General features: G+C 70.0%; 16 protein-coding genes. 9 read left to right on the top strand and 7 right to left on the bottom strand.

Translation table 11 applies throughout. The features are described from left to right. Positions 1-262: 262 nt before the first annotated feature. On the top strand, positions 263-1,243 hold the full coding sequence (locus RS84_RS12525; RefSeq protein WP_052676352.1) for a type IV toxin-antitoxin system AbiEi family antitoxin domain-containing protein: 981 nt from the start codon (positions 263-265) through the stop codon (positions 1,241-1,243). A 216-nt stretch (positions 1,244-1,459) separates the two neighbouring features. On the opposite strand, the gene RS84_RS12520 is transcribed toward RS84_RS12525, so the two are convergent. The 5 genes from RS84_RS12520 to dhaK all read right to left on the bottom strand — a co-directional run bounded on the left by RS84_RS12520 (position 1,460) and on the right by dhaK (position 8,643). Beyond that, positions 1,460-2,914: a GMC family oxidoreductase gene (locus tag RS84_RS12520; protein WP_045258070.1), complete on the bottom strand. Its 1,455-nt coding sequence runs from the start codon at positions 2,912-2,914 to the stop codon at positions 1,460-1,462. Between the two features lie 3 nt (positions 2,915-2,917). Beyond that, on the bottom strand, positions 2,918-4,357 hold the full coding sequence (locus tag RS84_RS12515) for an aldehyde dehydrogenase family protein (RefSeq protein WP_045258069.1): 1,440 nt from the start codon (positions 4,355-4,357) through the stop codon (positions 2,918-2,920). A 154-nt stretch (positions 4,358-4,511) separates the two neighbouring features. Further along, entirely contained in the window at positions 4,512-7,010 is a 2,499-nt protein-coding gene (gene ptsP, locus RS84_RS12510) for a phosphoenolpyruvate--protein phosphotransferase (RefSeq protein WP_082062175.1), read from the bottom strand. Next, positions 7,010-7,651 (bottom strand): dihydroxyacetone kinase subunit DhaL, encoded by a 642-nt coding sequence (dhaL, locus tag RS84_RS12505; RefSeq protein WP_045258174.1) that lies wholly within the window; start codon positions 7,649-7,651, stop codon positions 7,010-7,012. The genes ptsP and dhaL overlap by 1 nt, the downstream gene beginning before the upstream one ends. Further along, positions 7,651-8,643, bottom strand: coding sequence for a dihydroxyacetone kinase subunit DhaK (gene dhaK, locus RS84_RS12500; RefSeq protein ID WP_045258068.1), 993 nt, complete (start codon positions 8,641-8,643; stop codon positions 7,651-7,653). Before dhaK ends, dhaL begins: the two co-directional genes overlap by 1 nt. 150 nt (positions 8,644-8,793) lie before the next feature. Between dhaK and RS84_RS12495 the strand changes: the two genes are divergently transcribed. Further along, the gene (locus tag RS84_RS12495; RefSeq protein ID WP_045258067.1) at positions 8,794-9,561 is read left to right on the top strand and encodes an IclR family transcriptional regulator; all 768 of its coding nucleotides are present in this window, start codon (positions 8,794-8,796) and stop codon (positions 9,559-9,561) included. 3 nt (positions 9,562-9,564) lie between these two features. Here RS84_RS12495 and RS84_RS12490 read toward each other — a convergent pair whose 3' ends face one another. Then, a complete protein-coding gene (locus RS84_RS12490; protein WP_045258066.1) occupies positions 9,565-10,176 on the bottom strand; it encodes a TetR/AcrR family transcriptional regulator in 612 nt (203 codons plus the stop codon). Between the two features lie 111 nt (positions 10,177-10,287). Between RS84_RS12490 and RS84_RS12485 the strand changes: the two genes are divergently transcribed. The 7 genes from RS84_RS12485 (at position 10,288) to RS84_RS19615 (ending at position 16,557) form a co-directional block, all read left to right on the top strand. Next, positions 10,288-11,475 carry a thiolase family protein gene (locus tag RS84_RS12485; RefSeq protein WP_045258173.1) on the top strand — a complete coding sequence of 396 codons (1,188 nt, stop codon included), beginning with the start codon at positions 10,288-10,290 and terminating at the stop codon, positions 11,473-11,475. Next, positions 11,472-12,206, top strand: coding sequence for an enoyl-CoA hydratase/isomerase family protein (locus RS84_RS12480; protein WP_045258065.1), 735 nt, complete (start codon positions 11,472-11,474; stop codon positions 12,204-12,206). The genes RS84_RS12485 and RS84_RS12480 overlap by 4 nt, the downstream gene beginning before the upstream one ends. Then, positions 12,203-13,231, top strand: a complete 1,029-nt coding sequence (locus tag RS84_RS12475) for a 3-hydroxyacyl-CoA dehydrogenase family protein (RefSeq protein WP_082062174.1) — start codon at positions 12,203-12,205, stop codon at positions 13,229-13,231. The genes RS84_RS12480 and RS84_RS12475 overlap by 4 nt, the downstream gene beginning before the upstream one ends. Beyond that, complete coding sequence (gene paaZ / locus RS84_RS12470; protein ID WP_082062173.1) at positions 13,228-15,285, top strand: phenylacetic acid degradation bifunctional protein PaaZ; 2,058 nt, start codon at positions 13,228-13,230, stop codon at positions 15,283-15,285. The genes RS84_RS12475 and paaZ overlap by 4 nt, the downstream gene beginning before the upstream one ends. A 5-nt stretch (positions 15,286-15,290) precedes the next feature. Beyond that, positions 15,291-15,674 carry a hydroxyphenylacetyl-CoA thioesterase PaaI gene (gene paaI / locus RS84_RS12465; protein ID WP_045258063.1) on the top strand — a complete coding sequence of 128 codons (384 nt, stop codon included), beginning with the start codon at positions 15,291-15,293 and terminating at the stop codon, positions 15,672-15,674. Next, on the top strand, positions 15,616-16,236 hold the full coding sequence (locus tag RS84_RS18710) for a helix-turn-helix domain-containing protein (protein WP_082062172.1): 621 nt from the start codon (positions 15,616-15,618) through the stop codon (positions 16,234-16,236). Before paaI ends, RS84_RS18710 begins: the two co-directional genes overlap by 59 nt. Before the next feature lie 120 nt (positions 16,237-16,356). Continuing rightward, entirely contained in the window at positions 16,357-16,557 is a 201-nt protein-coding gene (locus RS84_RS19615; protein WP_235281486.1) for a DUF86 domain-containing protein, read from the top strand. A gap of 6 nt (positions 16,558-16,563) precedes the next feature. Here the strand turns inward: RS84_RS19615 and RS84_RS12450 are convergent, their stop codons facing one another. Then, positions 16,564-18,672 carry a RecQ family ATP-dependent DNA helicase gene (locus RS84_RS12450; protein ID WP_045258062.1) on the bottom strand — a complete coding sequence of 703 codons (2,109 nt, stop codon included), beginning with the start codon at positions 18,670-18,672 and terminating at the stop codon, positions 16,564-16,566. Between the last annotated feature and the right edge of the window lie 3 nt (positions 18,673-18,675).

Raw genomic sequence — 18,675 nt, 5'->3', positions numbered from 1 at the left:
CTTACCCTCACTCTCCCCTCCCCCTCCTACCTCCGCCGAGACCCCCACTTGTTGCCGAGACCCCCACTTGTTCACGTGAATACATGGGGGTCTCGGCAACAGATGGGGGTCTCGGCGACGCGAGGGCGAGGCGCGGGGCGGGGCGGGAGCGCGCGGGGCGCGGGTGTGCACTGCTTCTGCACAAGCGGAGCCGAGTCGCGAAGCATCCACAGAACGCGGACGACGCTCACCACCGAGCGGACGGATGCCGAATGATGTGCGGATGCGCACGCTCACCATCGCCGCCGCACGTGGCCTGCTCCGATCTCGCGATGAGCTGCGCGCGACCGGTCTGACAGATCGCGAGTTGAGCGCTCGAGTGGCCTCCGGTGAGCTGCGTCGAGTCCGTCGGGGCCGTTACGTGCACGCGCGCGACTGGTCAGGCCTCTGGAGCGAGGGGCGACATCTCCTCGAGGTCGCTGCCGTGCAGATGAACTCCGATCCGCCCGGACCTCTCTTCACAGGTGTGTCCGCGGCCGTGCTGCACGGACTGCCTCTGTATCGCACAGCTCCGCGACTGGTTCACGCCGCCATCGAAGGAAGACGGCATACGCGCAGTCGCATGGGCATCCACTGGCATGACATCCCCGTACCTGCCCACGACGTCACGGTGATCGACGGCATCCGCTGCACATCGCTCGACCGCACCGTGCTCGACGTCACGGCGACGGCGCACCAGGAGGCGGCGGTCGCCGTGGCCGACGCAGCTCTCCGTCGCTTCGCCGTCGTCGACGGACACCATCAGGATGCCGAGCTCGCCGGAATCTGGCGCGGCGTGCTCTCTGGGCGCGCTCACCTCGTCTCGACCCGTGGCATCCGTCAGGCGAGGGAGGTGATCTCTTTCGCCGACGGCAGAGCACAGCTCCCCGGTGAAAGCGTGAGCCGTCTCCAGCTGCACCGGCTCGGCTTCCGCTCTGTACGACTGCAGGAGCAGGTCATCGGCCCGGACGGCGAGACCTATTGGCTGGACTTCGCATTCGAACGGTCACGATGCTTCGGAGAGTTCGACGGCAGGGGCAAGTACACCGATCCGTCCATGACGGGCGGTGCCACGATCGAGGACATCGTGATGGCGGAGAAGCGGCGGGAGGATGCCGTGCGCGGAGTCACCGGTTGGGGTCTCGGCCGCTGGGAGTCTTCACACATCCGCACCCCCGACGCCCTCGGCGCGCGGCTTCAAGCCTTCGGCATCCGCCCGCCGTGACCCACCACATGCGCCCCACATACGCCATGTATGCACGCGGGCGCACCCGAACGCGCCGAAACCCCCATCTGTTACCGAAACCCCCACCTATCGACGGCAACAAGTGGGGGTCTCGGCGACAAGTGGGGGTCTCGGCGGAGGTGACGCGGAGCCGGGCACGGAGCCGGGCGCGGAGCTTGGCGCGGAGCCGGAGACCCCGCGCCGGACGCGCGCCGCTCAGCCCTCCAGCAGGAACCTCGCGCCGCGCTCGGCGATCATCGCGGCCGGAGCGTTCGTGTTGCCGCTCGGCACGGTCGGCATCACCGAGGCGTCGATCACGCGAAGACCGTCGATGCCCCGAACCCTCAGCCCCGGATCGACGACGGCATCCGCGTCGCTGCCCATGCGGCACGTGCCGACCTGGTGGTGGTAGGTGATCGCGGTTCGACGCACCCAGTCCTCGACGTCGCCTTCCGCGACCTCAGGGCCGGGATACACCTCGACAGCGCCCCACTCCCCTGCGAGCGCCGGCTGAGCGCCGATGCGGCGGCACTGGCGGACGGATGCCGCGAGCGATGCGACGTCGCGCTCGTCGGTCAGGGCGGCGAGGTCGATCAGCGGCGGGTCGGACACCGCGGGCCCCGACAGGGTCAGCGACCCCCGGCTGTGCGGGGTGATGAGTCCCGCCATGAGCGTGAAGCCGTCGTCCCCACGCGGCTCGAGCTCGCCCCACATCGGCACAGAGAAGTGGATCGGCTGCGTGTCGGGTTCTGCCAGCTCCGGCCGGCTGCGCCAGAACAGGTGGGTTTGCGTGACCGAGACGCCGGGCTGCGGCGGGCCGACCTCACGGGAGGTGGTGAAGATCACCGGCGACAGGAGATGGTCGTGCAGGTTCTTCCCGACCTGGGGCGAATCGCGGACGACGGAGATGCCCAGCGCCTCCAGCTCCGCCGCCGGCCCGATCCCCGACCTCATCAGGATCACCGGCGATCCCAGCGCTCCCGCGGACAGGACGATCTCGTCCGCGCGGAGCTCCTCGCCGTCTTCGAACCGCACCCCGAGCGCCCGGCCATCCTCGATGATCACCGAGTGCACCTCGCGTCCGGTGACGACGGTGAGACGATCGGCCACCGGCTGCGCATACGCCATCCAGGTGTTGACCCGGCGGCCGTCGCGCATCGTCACCTGCTCCTGCGAGACCCCGTCGAGCGTGCCGCCGTTGTAGTTCGCGTTGTGCGGCAGCCCCTCCTGCACGGCGGCGTCGATGATCGACGCCTGGATCGGCGAGAGCGGGTAGTCGCCCGTCACCGGCAGCAGGTCGTTCTCGATCGCCTCGTAGACCGGCTCGACGTCGGACCACGCCCAGCCTGTCGCCCCGTCACGCTCCCATCCGTCGTAGTCGGAAGCCGCACCCCGCACCCAGATCATGGCGTTCAGCGCGTGCGAACCACCTGTGACCCTTCCGCGCGGGAGGTGCAGACGTCGGCCGGCGGCATGCTGCTGGGGAACGGTGAAGTAGTCCCAATCCTCCGCGGAGTGCCACAGCTCTCCCGCGCGCGAGGGGTCGTGGATCGCCGGGTTCGTGTCATAGCCGCCCGCTTCGACCAGGGTGACGTCCACACCGGCATCCACCAGGCGTCGCGCGACGATCGCCCCCGAGGTGCCTGCTCCGACGACGATCGCCGAGCGCACGCCTCAGCCCTTCCGGGCCGGGCCGGAGACGACCTGCGTCACGCTGACCGATTTGAGCCCTTCGGCGCCGAACTCGAGACCGTATCCCGAGCTCTTCACTCCCCCGAACGGAACCATGGGATGAACTCCGCCGTGGGAGTTGACCCACACTGTGCCCGATTGCATCCGCGTGGCCGCTGCACGCGCCTCTTCGGGATCGCTCGACCAGACCGAGGCGCCCAGGCCCACGTCGACGCCGTTCGCCCAGGCGAATGCCTCGTCGATGTCGGAGTAGCGGATGACAGGCAGCGCCGGACCGAACTGCTCCTCCTGCACGAGAGCGGCGTCGTTCGGGATGTCGGCGACGATCGTCGGGCGGTAGAACAGCTCGCCGAGTTCAGGGGCCGCTTCGCCTCCGGCGACGATCCGCGCGCCACGCGCCTTCGCGTCGTCGACCAGCCGCGACACGATGTCGAACTGCGGCTTGTTCTGCAGCGGGCCGAGCACGTTGTTCTCGTCGAGTCCGTTGCCGATGGGCGTGCTCTGCGCGATGTCGGCGAGTGCCGCGACGACGTCGTCGTAGATCGAGTCGTGCACATACAGACGCTTCATCGCGGCGCAGGTCTGGCCGGTGTTGATGAACGCCCCCCAGAAGAGATCCTGTGCGATCGCAGCGGGGTCCGTCCCCGGCAGCACGATGCCGGCGTCGTTGCCGCCCATCTCCAGGGTGAGCCGCGCCAGGTTTCCCGCCGATGCCTCGACGATCTTGCGCCCGGTCGCGGTCGAGCCCGTGAACATGATCTTGTCGACATCCGGATGCGACGACAGCCGGGCGCCGATCTCACGGTCTCCCGAGATCCCGATCAGGACATCTTCGGGCAGCACGTCGTTCATCACCGCGATCAGGGCCAGCACGCTGAGCGGTGTGTACTCGCTGGGCTTGGCGACGACCGCGTTCCCCATGCGCAGCGAGGGGGCGACCTGCCAGATCGTGATCATCAGCGGCCAGTTCCAGGGGCTGATCGCGGCCACCACTCCGGCCGCCTTGTACACCAGCTCGGCGTGCGTGCTCTCATCATCGAGCAGCACCTCGCCGGGAGTGGCGATCGCCGCGTTAGCGCGAAGCCACGCGGAGCACGCCCCCAGTTCGAATCTCGCGTTCGGACCGTTCAGCGGCTTGCCCTGCTCCCGCGACAGCACATATGAGAGAGCCTCCGCGTTCGCGTCGATCGCGTCAGCGGCCGCGAGCAGCAGCTCGATGCGCTTCTCGTGTCCGAGCGCCTCCCACCCGGGTTGCGCCGCCCGAGCACGGGCGATCGCTCCGTCGACGTCGGCGACCGTGTCGACCGGCGCACGGCCGATGATCTCGCGGGTCGCGGCATCCGGTATCTCCCGTCCCGATCCCTCGGGCGCCTGGATGCGGTCGAGCAGCGCAGCGGCTGCAGAAGCGGCGGAATCGGACATCAGGAACTCTCCTTCGAGCAGTGCACCGGCCGGGGCATCGGCCTCCTCTCATTGTCGGACGGGCCGACCCGACGCACTTGTCACGGAGCGCGCCGCAGATGTCCGAGTGCGAAGGATGTGCTCACGGAAGGGCATCGAGCGGATGCCGCCGCTCTCACCGATTCAGAACAGCGGATGCCGCGGCGCGCGCCTCGTCGGCGGTCGCCGCGCCGAGCACGGCTTCGGCCGCCTCGCGGCACTGCGCCGCGGTCACCGATGCCAGCGCGGCGCCGACTCGGCCCAGCGCCCGTGGCGTCATCGACAGGCTCGTCACGCCGAGACCGACGAGCACGGGAGCCAGCGCGGGGTCGCCTCCCGCCTCTCCGCACACCCCGACCGACCGGCCGACCGCTCTGCCCGCATCCCCCACTGCCCCGATCAGGCGCAGCACGGCCGGCTGCCAGGGATCGTTGAGGTCTCCCAGGTCGCTCAGCAGCCGGTCGGCGGCGAGCGTGTACTGGGCGAGATCGTTGGTACCCAGGCTCACGAAGTCGACGATCTCGAACAGCTCGCGCGCGAGCAGAGCGGCAGCCGGTGTCTCGATCATGATCCCCACGCGTCTCAGCCCGGCCGCCCGGGCCCTGTCTGCGAAGTCGCGTGCTTCGTCGACCGTCGCGACCATCGGCGCCATGACCTCGACGCTCGCGGACTCGTGCTCCGCAGCGAGCGCGAGGGCGCGCAGCTGGTCGTCGAGCAGTGCGGGCGATCGCCGTGCGATGCGCAGCCCGCGCACGCCGAGCGCAGGATTGTCCTCGTGCTCCGGGTTCGCGAACGGCAGCGGCTTGTCGCTGCCCGCGTCGAGCGTGCGCACGACGACGCGCCGATCGGGGAACGCGGCGAGCACGCCACGGTAGGCGGCGACCTGTTCCTCGATGGTCGGCGCCTCCGCCCGATCGAGGAAGCAGAACTCGGTGCGGAACAGTCCCACGCCCTGGGCTCCTGCAGCGGCTGCGCTGACGGCATCCGCTGCTCCCCCGACGTTCGCAAGCAGCGGCACCTCGGTGCCGTCGGCCAGACGTCCCTCGCCGTCGAACGGCAGCACCGCGGCCGCACTCGTCGACTCCTCGATCCGCGCAGACGACGGCTCGACCTCCACCGTGCCGCGGTCACCGTCGACCAGGACGGTCGAGCCGGCCGCGATGCCCGTCGCGCCGATGACTCCGACGACGGCGGGCAGTCCCAACGAGCGCGCGATGATCGCGGTGTGCGAGGTGGGTCCGCCCTGCTCTGTGACGAGCGCCACGCATCGCCCTCCTTCGAGCGCCGCGGTGTCCGCCGGCGCAAGATCGGAGGCGACGAGCACGAAGGGCTCGTCACGATCAGGCACGCCCGGCATCTCGACCTCGAGGATCTCGGCGATGATCCTGTCGCGCACGTCGCGGATGTCGGCCACGCGTTCGGCCATGCGTCCGCCGAGCGCCGCGAGGCTCTTCTCGTGCACCGCGGCGGTCTCCCACACCGCTCGCGCCGCGCTCCGCCCCTTCGTGCGCACGAGCGCGGATGCCTCCGACACGAGCTCGGGGTCGGACGCCAGCAGGCGGGAGGCGTCGAGGATGTCACGGGCTTCACCCGAGGCCTCGGCGGTTCGCGAGCGGAGCTCATCGGCGACCGCCACCGCCGCCCATTCGATGGCCGAGACCTCGGACTCGCGCTGCTCCTGGGGTATCACGAGATCGGCGGGCGGCTCGGGCAGCGGCGGGGCGGGATGGACGACGGATGCCGCGGCCGCCCCCGCGCTCACACCACGACCCCGGAGCACCGCCCCGGCCGCGATGGCGACGCGCTCATCGGCGGGTTCCGGCTGGCGCCGGGGTGCCACGGGATCGGTGCCCTCGCCGAAGCCGTCGTGGAACAGGGCCGCCAGCCGGGTCAGCGCCTGCTCGGCGCCGTCACCGGATGCGGAGAGCTCGAGGTCATCGCCCTGTCGAGCACCGAGCACCAGCAGCCTCGAGAGGCTCGCCGCCGGGGCCTCCGGTCCGTCTGGCAACCTGCGCACTCGCACATCGGCACCCGCAGAGGCTTCGGCGATGAGGGCTGCGGGCCGGGCATGGATGCCGAGCGGATTGCGCACGGTGACCACTCGGGTCATGCGATGCGCCTCCCCCTGGTCGAACGCGTCCTCACCGCGTTTCGTCTCGCTTCGCTCGCTCGACGACCCGGGCTGGGCATCGCGGTCGGAATGAGGACCGGGCTCCGGACCGCCGATCTGTCCGGTCTTCGCGGCGAGGGCGGTGCTCGCCTCCTCTGCCACGGCATCAAGATCTCCTCCGGCCGCCGCAGCCACGACCGCCGCGAGCAGCCCCTCGACGAACGGCGCCGGGACGAGTCGCACCGGCACCTCGCTCATCCTGAACTCGAGCGCCATCTCGGCACTCATCACGGCGGAGCCCAGATCCATCAGCACGAGCACGCCGTCGCACTCGGCTGCGAGCTCGTCGATCGCGGTCGCCACCGCGGCGGCATCCGTCCCGAGGATCGGCGTGCCGTCGGCATCCGCCCCTGCCCCCGCCGCGACACGCACCTGCGCTCCCCCGCCAGGAACCATCTGCAGGGCGAGTTCGAGCGCCGCTTCCCCGAGCCGAGCGCTGTGGGAGACGGCGACGATGCCGATCATCAGGAAGCGGCCGCGATCGTGTCGGCCAGTGTCTCGAACAGGATCGCGGTCGACGCCGCGCCGGGGTCGAGGTGACCCGCGCTGCGCTCACCGAGGTAGCTCGCCCGTCCCTTGCGCGCGACGAGCGGCAGGGTGGCATCCCGTCCGGCCGCGGCGGCATCCGACGCCGCCCGGGCAGCATCGGCCACCGAGGACTCCGCGGCGAGCGCCGCATCGAAAGCATCGACCGCCGGCGACATGGCGTCGAACATGGTCTTGTCCCCTGCCTCGGGCTTGCCTCGCGCGACGATCCCGTCGAGCCCCGCCCGCAGGGCCGCGCCGAGCGCAGAGCCGTCGAGCGAGGTCACGGCCCCGGCGCTCATGCCCATCCGCAGAAAGAAGGTGCCGTACAGCGGTCCGCTCGCCCCGCCGACCGAGCTGACGAGTGTCATGCCGACGGTCTTCAGCAGGTCATCGATGTTCGCGGGTGCCCCCGTGCCGAGCTTCTCGACCACCGCGCCCATACCGCGCGCCATGTTCGCGCCGTGGTCGGCATCGCCGATGGCCGAGTCGAGCTCGGTGAGCCACTCGCGCTTCTCGGCGATCGCATCGCTGAACCGCGAGATCCAGTCCTGCAGCGCCGCCGTGCCGACCGCACCCATCAGGCGCCCCACCGCAGACCGGGAGTGACGACCGGCGCGTCCCACAGTCGCAGGATCTCATCGTCGGCTTTGAGCACCGTGACCGAGCATCCGGCCATGTCCAGCGAGGTGATGTAGTTGCCGACGAGGTTGCGAACGATCCGCACGCCCGCCGCCTCCAACAGCGCCGCGACCTCGGCGTACATCAGGTACAGCTCGATCTGCGGCGTCGCGCCCATCCCGTTCACCATCACGATCGCGGGGCCCGCGAAGTCGAGGTCAGCGAGGATCGGCTCGACGAGCTGGCGGGCGATGTCGGATGCCGGTGCCAGCGGCTCGCGGTGTCGACCGGGTTCGCCGTGGATGCCGATGCCGATCTCCATCTGGTCCTCGGGGAGGTCGAACGTCGGCTTGCCCGCGGCGGGGACCGTGCAGCTCGTGAGCGCCATGCCCATCGACCGCCCCTGCGCGTTCACCCGCTGCGCGAGAGCGGTGACGGCCGCAAGGTCCTGTCCTTCCTCTGCGGCGGCGCCGACGATCTTCTCCAGCAGCACGGTGAGCCCGACGCCGCGGCGGCCTGCGGTGTACAGCGAGTCCTGCACGGCGACGTCGTCGTCCACGACGACCGTGCTCACCTCGATGCCCTCCATCTGGGCGAGCTCCGCGGCCATCTCGAAGTTCAGAACGTCGCCGGTGTAGTTCTTCACGATGTGCAGCACTCCGGCCCCGCGGTCGACGGCCTTGGTCGCAGCCTGCACGCGATCGGGCGTCGGCGACGTGAACACCTCGCCCGCGACGGCCGCATCGAGCATCCCGACTCCGACGTAGCCGCCGTGCAGCGGCTCGTGCCCTGACCCACCGCCCGAGACGACCGTGACTTTGCCCTCGGCCTTCGGCGTCGCGCGCGTGATGACGCTGGTCTCCAGATCGACCGACAGCTCGGGGTGAGCCGCCGCGACGCCCTTGAGTGACTCGACGAGCACGTCGGCGGGGTTGTTGATGAGCTTCTTCATCGTGCGATCTCCTTTGATCTCGACTCGGCCGAATTCCGGTCGGAATTCGAAAGCTTTTCGTCAATGTCGAATATGCTCGGAGTCGATCGGGATGTCAACCCCCGATCGACGAGTCCGGTTCGACGATGATCCGGGTAGGAGGGAGCCCGCATGATCCAGGCGATCGATCGCGCCGCGAAGGTGCTCGAGCTGCTGCAGGGAGCCCGCCATCTGGGCATCACCGATCTGTCTCTGGCGCTGGACCTGCCGCCATCGACAGTGCACGGCATCGTGAAGTCGCTCCGCGAGCACGGGCTGGTGGCGAAAGAGCGCGGCGGGCAGCGCTACATGCTCGGCCCGACGCTCCTGAGACTGAGCAACGTCTACCTCGACACCCTCGACGTGCGCGCCCGCGCGATGCGCTGGACGCAGGATCTCGCGCGGCGCACCGGACTGGCCGTGCGCCTGGGCGCACCGCATTTCGCGGACGTGCTCGTGATCCATCACAACCTCAGACCCGACGACAGTCAGCAGATGCTCGAGACCGGCGTCGCGATCCCCGCGCACGCCTCAGCGATGGGCAAGGTGCTGCTCGCCTACGACGTGGGGTTCCAGCAGACCGTGTTCGAGCGGCCGCTGCGCAGCCTCACCGGCGACACGGTCACCGATGTGGCGCGCCTCACTCTCGAGTTCCCCGCGATCGCCGAACGCGGCAGCGCGAGCGAGACCGACGAGGCGGTGCTGGGAGAGTCATCGGTCGCGGCGCCCATCGCCGACGCCCGAGGCGACATCGTGGCCGCGGTCGCCGTCGTCCTGCCCACGTCGCAGGCGCCGGCATCCGACTCCGTCGTGAACGCCCTGCGCGAGACCGCCCGCAACATCTCACGCGAGCTGGGCGCGAGCGTGTGGCCTCCGCGTATCTCTCCCGCCGACGACTGAGGGTCAGCGCGACTGCAGCCCATCGAGGCTCACGCGCAGGATGTCTTCGCCGAGCTCGGCGGGGTCGACCGGGCCGCCGGGGCGATACCACTCGACGACCGAGTTGATCATGCCGAAGATGAGCCTGGTGGCGACCGCGGCATCGACGTCGTCGCGGATCAGGCCCTCGCGCTGCGCCTCGGCGACGATCGTCGTGACGCGCTGATCGAAGGTGCGTCGGCGACGCAGCGCTGCGGCCTCGACCTCGCCGTTGCCACGCACGCGCAGCAGCAGCGTGACGGCGGGGAGCTTCTCGGTGAGCACGCGCACGGCGCCTCGGACGATCGCGCGCAGCCGATCGGAGGCGAGCGGATGCCGCGCCTCGGCGTCATCGACCACCTGCTCGAGCCCGTCGAGGGCGTCGTCGAGGGCGAGCTCGAGGATCGCCGACTTCGACTCGAAATGGTGGTACAGCGCCGACTTCGTGAGTCCGAGCGCGGCCGTGAGATCGGCGACGCTGGTCGCGTCGTATCCGTGCTCGTTGAAGACCTTCACGGCCACCGCGAGCACCTGCTCGCGGTCATAACCCGGGCGCCCCCGCTTCGGGGCCGACGTGCCGATCGCTGGCTCTGACATGACGCCCAGTCTGTCACCGCCGGCGAGTTGCCAATCGCGCGACGATCTGAGATCGTATTCCTGAACGATCGGTCTGAAAATATGCCAGCGTCGGCGATCGAGAGGATGACGATGTCCGAGGCCTTTCTCGTGGACGGTGTGCGCACGCCGGTCGGTCGCTACGGCGGGGCGCTCTCGGGCATCCGCCCCGACGACCTCGCCGCGCTCGTCGTCGCCGAGACCGCCGCCCGCTCGGGCCTGCCGTCCGACGCGATCGACGAAGTCATCCTCGGGGCTGCCAACCAGGCCGGAGAAGACAACCGGAACGTCGCCCGCATGGCCGTGCTGCTCGCGGGGCTGCCCGACGAGATCCCCGGCCTGACCGTGAACCGACTGTGCGCCTCGGGCATGTCGGCGATCGCACTCGCCGCGCAGGCGATCCGCGCCGGCGATGCCGACGCCGTCATCGCGGGCGGCGTCGAGTCGATGACCAGGGCTCCGTGGGTGCAGGCCAAACCCGACCGGGCCTGGGCGGGGCCTGGCGTCTCCGTCGACACGTCGATCGGCTGGCGGTTCACGAACCCGCGCCTCGCCGCCCGCGAGAAGGCGACGCTCTCGATGCCCGAGACGGCGGAGGAGGTAGCACGCATCGATGGCATCAGCAGGTCGGATGCCGACGCCTTCGCCCTGGAGAGCCACCGCCGCGCGCTCGCAGCCATCGATGCCGGACGGTTCGCGGCCGAGATCGTGGCCGTCGACACCCCGCGAGGAGTCGTCGACACCGACGAAGGCCCTCGCCGCGACACCTCCCTCGACGTGCTCGCGGGATTGCGGCCCGTCGTCAGCGGCGGCAGCATCGTCACTGCGGGGAATTCGAGTTCGCTGAACGACGGCGCATCCGCGGTCGTCGTCGCGAGCGCCGGGGCGATCGAGCGGCACGGGCTTCGGCCACGCGCCCGGATCCTGGCGTCGGCGACGGCGGCGCTCGCGCCGGAGATCATGGGGCTCGGACCGGTGCCCGCGACCGAGAAGGCTCTGCGGAAGGCCGGCCTCACGGTCGCCGACCTCGGCGCCGTCGAGCTGAACGAGGCCTTCGCCTCGCAGTCATTGGCCTGCATACGGCGCCTCGGCCTGGATCCGGCGATCGTGAACGCCGACGGCGGCGCGATCGCGCTCGGTCATCCGCTGGGTTCGAGCGGGTCGCGGCTGATCGTCACCCTGCTCGGCCGGATGGAGCGCGAAGACGTGCGGTACGGTCTCGCCACGATGTGCGTCGGTGTGGGCCAGGGCACCGCGATGATCGTGGAGCGGGTGCGATGACCCTGCGCGTCGAGGAGCATGCCGACCGGGTGATCGCGACGCTGGACCGCCCTGAGAAGCGCAACGCGATCGATCAGGAGATGATCGACGCCCTGCACGCGTTGTGCGGCTCACTCGAGGCCGATCCACGCACGCTCATCCTGACCGGATCGGGCGGGGTGTTCGCGGCCGGTGCCGACATCGCACAGCTGCGGGAACGCACCGCGGAGGATGCGCGCCGGGGCATCAACGCCGCGGCCTTCATCCGCATCAGCGAGCTGCCGATGCCGGTGATCGCCGCGATCGACGGCTACGCCCTGGGCTGCGGTGCCGAGCTCGCCTATGCCGCCGACATCCGCATCGCCACTCCGTCGTCGAAGCTGGGCAATCCCGAGACCGGGCTCGGCATCATGGCCGCCGCCGGTGCGACCTGGCGCCTGCCGGAGATCATCGGCCACGCGCGGGCGAGCGAGCTGCTCCTGACCGGACGGATGCTGGACGCCGAAGAGGCCCTGCGGTGGGGCCTGGTGTCGGCGCTGCACCCGGCGGACGAGCTGCTGACCGCCGCGCATCGGATCGCCGACCGGATCGCCGCGAACGACCCGCTCGCGACGCAGCACACGAAGCGCGCGCTGCGCGCTCCCCGCCCCGAGCATCCCGCGATCGAGTTCGAGCTGCAGGCCGAGCTGTTCGAGTCTGCCGAGAAGCACCGCCGCATGACCGAGTTCCTCGAGCGGAGGTCGCGCCGATGAGCGAGCACAGCGAGACGGAAGCCCCCCACCGGTCGTTGAGCGAGCGCAGCGAGACGAAACGCGGTGAGCCGACCCCGACGCAGGGAACGCGCGTTTCGTCTCGTCGCTCCGCTCCTCGCTCAACGACCGGAACCCAGGACACCGAGACGACACGCAGCGAGCCGCCGGTCGAGATCGCCCCCGCGCGGGTCGGCGTGCTCGGCGGCGGGCGCATGGGCGCCGGCATCGCGCATGCATTCCTCCTTTCGGGATCCCGCGTGACCGTGATCGAACGCGATCAGCAGAGCGCGGATGCCGCCGCTCACCGGGTCGCCGACAGCATCCGCCGTTCCGTCGATCGCGACGACACCCTCGATCACATGACACTCCGCTCCCGATTCACCACCGGCACCGATGTCACCGCCTTCTCCGACTGCGATCTGGTGATCGAAGCGGTTCCCGAGGATCGCGTTCTCAAGGCCCCCGCGCTCGCCCGCGCAGAATCGGCGATGCCGGCGCACGCGGTCCTCGCGAGCAACACCTCCTCGATCTCGATTGACGATCTCGCCGCCGACCGCCTGCGCCCTGCGCAGTTCCTCGGACTGCACTTCTTCAACCCGGTGCCCGCCTCGGCGCTCGTCGAGATCGTGCACGGAACGGCCACATCACGGGACGTCATCGAAAGCGCCCGTGGGTGGGTCGCCGCTCTCGGCAAGACGCCGATCGCGGTGCGCGACTCCCCCGGGTTCGCGTCATCGCGCCTGGGCGTCATGCTCGGGCTCGAGGCGATCAGGATGCTCGAAGAAGGGGTGGCGTCGGCGGAGGACATCGATGCCGCCATGACGCTCGGCTATCGGCATCCGATCGGTCCGCTTCGCACCACCGACATCGTCGGCCTGGATGTGCGACTGGGGATCGCCGAGGAGCTCGAACGGGCATTCGGCGAGCGCTTCGCGCCACCTGCCTTGCTGCGCCGGATGGTCGCCGAAGGCACGCTGGGCCGCAAGAGCGGCCGCGGATTCTACGAATGGAACGAGGAGCGATGAGCGACTACCTGCCGAGCTACGTCCAGGGCGAGTGGTGGACACCCGCGTCTCCCGCCTCGGTGACGGAGGTTCGCGATGCGTCGACGGGCGAGGTCATCACGCGAGTGAGCACCGAGGGCCTCGATCTCGCCGGCGCGCTCGAGTACGCGCGCACAACCGGCCAGTCGAGCCTCGCCGCCCTGACTTTCCACCAGCGCGCGGTGCTGCTCAAGCAGTTCGCACTCGCGCTCACCGAGCGCAAGGACGAGCTGTACGTGCTCTCCGCCCGCACCGGTGCGACGAAGACCGACTCGTGGGTCGACATCGACGGCGGCATCGGCGTGCTCTTCTCCTATTCGGGCAAGGGCCGCCGTGAGCTGCCGAACAGCACGGTGCTCGTCGACGGCGCCGTCGAGCCGCTGTCGAAGGACGGCTCGTTCCTCGGCCGGCACATCTACACGACGCTTCCGGGGGTGGCCGTGCAGATCAACGCCTTCAACTTCCCCGTGTGGGGTTCGCTCGAGAAGCTCGCTCCCGCGTTCCTCGCGGGCATGCCCACGGTCGTGAAGCCCGCCACGCCCACCGGCTATCTCACCGAGGCGATGGTGCGCATCCTCGTCGAGTCGGGGCTCCTCCCCGCGGGCTCCCTGCAGCTGATCAGCGGCAGCGTGCCCGACCTCTTCGACGATCTGCGTCTCGGCGACGTCGTCGGCTTCACCGGCAGCGCGTCGACGGCCGAATCGCTCAAAGCCCACCCGGCCGTGCAGACCGGCGGCGTGCGCTTCACCTCCGAGACGGATTCGATCAACGCCTCGGTGCTCGGCACGGATGCCCTCGAAGGAACTCCCGAGTTCGATGCCTATGTGCGTCAGCTCGTGACGGAGATGACGACCAAGGCCGGGCAGAAGTGCACCGCGATCCGCCGCGCGATCGTGCCGGCGACGTCGGCGGACGCCGTGATCGCCGCCGTCCAGGCGCGGGTCGCCGAGAAGACCGTGCTGGGTGACCCTCGTGCCGAGGGCGTCACCATGGGTCCTCTCGCCTCGACGGCGCAGCGCGATGAAGTGCTGCGCCGGGTCAGAGAGCTGCAGGACGCCGGGGGCGAGATCGTCGTCGGGTCGACGGATGCTCCCGAGGTGCGCCTCGCCGACGGCAGCACGGGTCCGGCAGCCGAGGGCGCATTCGTGGCTCCACTGCTGCTGCGGTTCGACGAGCCGCAGACGGATGCCGTGCACACGGTCGAAGCCTTCGGCCCTGTCTCCTCGCTTCTCACCTACGGCTCGATCGCCGAGGCTGCGGCGCTCGTCGCCCGCGGCGGCGGATCGCTCGTCACGAGCATCGCGACGCACGACCCGGCGCAGGCGGTCGAACTCGCGACGCGCATCGCGCCGTTCAACGGACGGATGCTGCTGCTCGACCGCGACGACGCACGGTCCTCGACCGGCCACGGCTCGCCATTGCCGAACCTCGTGCACGGCGGCCCCGGCCGCGCGGGAGGCGGCGAGGAGCTGGGCGGCATCCGCGCAGTGCACCATCACATGCAGCGCACCGCTGTGCAGGGCTCGCCCGAGATGCTCACGGCGCTGACCGGCGTCTGGCACTCGGGGGCCGCCGCTCACAGCGGCGGACGGCATCCGTTCCGCAAGTCGCTCGCCGAACTGCGCATCGGCGATCAGATCGCCTCGGCGTCGCGCGAGGTGACCCTCGACGACATCGAGACCTTCGCGAACTTCACCGGCGACACGTTCTATGCGCACATGGATGAGGAGGCCGCGGCGGCCAACCCGTTCTTCCCCGGCCGCGTCGCCCACGGCTACCTGCTCGTGTCGTGGGCCGCCGGCCTCTTCGTCGACCCCGAGCCGGGACCGGTGCTCGCGAACTACGGCCTCGAGAACCTCCGGTTCCTGACGCCTGTGTCCCCCGGCGACGAGATCAGGGTCGAGCTCACTGCGAAGCAGATCACGCCCCGCGAGACCGACGACTACGGCGAGGTGCGCTGGGACGCCGTGATCCGCAACCAGAAGGGCGAGACGGTCGCGACCTACGACGTGCTGACGCTCGTGAGCAAGTCGTGAGGCCGATGATGAAGCGGGATGCCGCGTCTGCCCTGCTCGGGATGGTGGTCGAGCACGACGAACCGGGCCGCGCGGTCGTGTCGATGCGGGTGCGCGAGGACATGCTGAACGGCTTCGCGATCACGCACGGCGGACTCGTGTTCGCGCTCGCCGACACCGCCTTCGCGATCGCCTGCAACGAAGACGAGAAGGTGACGGTCGCGGCGGGCGCCGACATCACGTTCCTGAAGTCGACGCACGCAGGGCAGACGCTCACCGCGACCGCGGCGCGGCGCGTCATCAGCGGACGCAGCGGTCTCTACGACGTCACCGTGACCGACGAGACCGGCGATGCGGTCGCGGAGTTCCGCGGCCGCTCGATCACGACGAAGCGGTCGCAGCCGGAGTGACCTGCGAAGGAGCGAACGTGAGTATCGCTTATTCACTATATTGCGAATTCACGATATACTTGCGTCCGTGAGTCGCGCCGCCGAACTTCTCCGTCGGGTCCGCCAGCAGAGCGGGCTGACGCAGTCCGCTCTCGCGCAGCTCGCAGATATACCTCAGAGCGTGATCAGCGAGTACGAGAACGGTCGGCGAGAGCCGTCTTTCGATGCTGTCGACAGGCTGTCTGCGGCCGCCGGCTTCGTGATCGATTTCTCCGGTCGTCCCGATACCGCGTCGAGCACTCTGGATCGCGTGCGGGCTTCGGCGTCAGCTCTGCATCGTTCGCTCGAGCCTCTGGGTGCGCGCCGGATCCGACTTTTCGGCAGCGTCGCACGCGGCGAAGACTCAGAAACGAGCGACATCGACCTGGTCGTCGACATCGATCCCGAAACCGGAATATTCGACCTTCTGCGAATGCAACGAGAGGCGGAGGCTATTCTCGGCCGCCAGGTCGATCTCGTACCGAGCAACGGGCTGAAGCCGGCCGTCATCGAATCCGTCGAGCGAGATTCGATCGAGCTATGAGCCGGCGCGATCGCGACAGACTGCGCGACATCGCAGCCGCCTGCACAGCCGATCTCACGCTACGTCGACCGGTCGGATGCTGACGATGAGATCGTCTTCGACGCGATCCGCGCTCGGTTGATGGAGATCGGAGAAGCGGTGAAGGACCTCGCGCCGTCGGTCACCAAGACGGAGCCGGGGATCCCGTGGAACGAGATCGCGCGGATGCGCGACCATCTCGCCCATCGATACTTCGACACGACTCACGCGATCGTCACCTCGACGGCGCGGAACGACATCCCGGAGTTGGCTGATGCCGTCGAGCGTCTGCTCCGCGAGTGAATCGGCTCAGCCGCGCAGCGCGAGGACGAACGGCAGCACGTCGGTCGCCCCGGCCTGCCGGAGCGTGCGAGCCGCGATCGTCAGCGTCCAGCGGCTGTCAGCCTGATCGTCGACGAGCAGCACCGGTCCCTCCGGGATCTCGAGCCCCTCGGCGGTGAACCTCTCCCACAGGCCGGCGACTCGGAAGGCGCTGTTGCCGCCCGGCTGGCCGCTCGGTCCGCCGTTCGCCAGACCGAGCGCACCGAGGTACGGCAGCCGGCCGATCTCGGCGATCCCGCGGGCCAGGGATTCGGTGAGCTGAGGCCGGGAGCGCGAGGGCACCGCGACGACGGCGACCGGACGATGCTCCCATCCCCATTCGGCCAGCACCCGCACGCAGCCGGCGAGCAGCTGCGGCGTCACCGCGGCATCCGCTGCCCCCGCACCGAACAGCTCGCGCAGCGTGCCGCCCCAGCCGAGGTCGGTGAGCCGTGCGAGTGCGCGGCCCTCCGTCGCCTGCTCGTCGGCCGGGATGCGGCCCTTCACCGCTACTCCCAGCCGGTCGGCGCCGGTCGGCCAGGCGCGGCGCGGCTCGATCGGCACTCCGACCCTGTCGAGAGACTCGGCGGCACTCGCAGTCGCGTCCTTCTCGATGTCGCGCGGGAACCAGGCGCCCGAGCAGTTGTCGCAGCGTCCGCAGGGCACCGCCGTGTCGTCGTCGAGTGATCGCTGCAGGAACTCCATACGGCATCCGGTGGTGGTCTCGTAGTCGAGCATGCTCTGCTGCTCGGCCACGCGCTCCGCCGCGATGCGCTGGTAGCGCTCGGCGTCATAGACCCACGGCTCTCCGGTCGCGACCCAGCCGCCCTGCACCCGGCGGACCGCTCCGTCGACGTCGAGCACTTTGAGCAGCAGTTCGAGAGGCGTGCGGCGGATGTCGACCATCGCCTCGAGCGCCGGTGTCGACACGGGCGTGTCACCGAGAGCCGAGATCACGCGCTCAGCGCGCTCTCGATCCGGCATCGACGCCGTCGCGAAGTAGTGCCAGATGTCGCGGTCCTCCACGCCCGGCAGCAGCAGCACATCGGCGCTCTCGCTCGCACGCCCCGCACGACCCACCTGCTGGTAGTAGGCGACGGGAGACGAGGGCGCGCCGAGATGCAGCACGAACCCGAGATCGGGCTTGTCGAAGCCCATCCCGAGGGCGCTGGTCGCGACGAGCGCCTTGACCTCGTTGCGCTTGAGCATGCCCTCGGATTCTTCGCGCTCGTCGGCATCCGTCTGCCCCGTGTAGGCGCGCACCTCGTGGCCGCGTTCGCGCAGCAGGCGCGCGGTGTCGACGGCTTCTGCGACCGTGAGCGTGTAGATGATGCCCGAGCCCGGGAGGTCATCGAGATGGCTGAGCAGCCAGGCGAGCCGGCTCGCCGAATCCGGCAAGCGGAGGACACCGAGCCGGAGTGACGTGCGGGCGAGAGGGCCGCGGATGGTGAGCACGTGTGCGTCCGACTCCCCGGTTCCCAACTGCTCGGCCACGTCGGCGACCACGCGGCTGTTCGCCGTGGCGGTCGTCGCGAGCACCGGGACGTCGGCGGGCATCTGCGCGATGAGGTCGCGCAGCCGGCGGTAGTCCGGGCGGAAGTCATGCCCCCAGTCGCTGATGCAGTGCGCCTCGTCGACGACCAGCATGCCGATGCGGCGCACGAGCGCGGGCAGCTGCTCCTCGCGGAACGATGGGTTGTTGAGGCGCTCGGGCGACACCAGCAGCACGTCGACCTCGTCGCGGTCGAGCTGGGCGAGCACGTCGGACCACTCGTGGGCGTTGGTCGAGTTGATCGCCACGGCGCGCACGCCTGCACGTTCGGCGGCGGCGATCTGATCGCGCATGAGCGCGAGCAGGGGTGACACCAGCACCGTGGGGCCCGCACCCTGACGGCGCAGCAGCAGCGTGGCAACGAAGTACACCGCCGACTTGCCCCATCCCGTCCGCTGCACGACGAGCGCGCGTCGACGCTGCTCGACCAGCGCCTCGATCGCCTCGTACTGACCGTCGTGGAACTCTGCGTCCGGACGCCCGGTGAGATCGCGCAGTGCGGCGAGAGCGGCGCCGCGAGGGGAGGCGGAGAGCGGGGAGGTCATGTC

Source organism: Microbacterium hydrocarbonoxydans (assembly GCF_000956475.1).
Taxonomy (GTDB): Bacteria; Actinomycetota; Actinomycetes; order Actinomycetales; family Microbacteriaceae; genus Microbacterium; species Microbacterium hydrocarbonoxydans_A.
The sequence above is the reverse complement of the archived record's forward strand: the minus strand, read 5'-3'. Positions and strand labels throughout refer to the sequence as shown.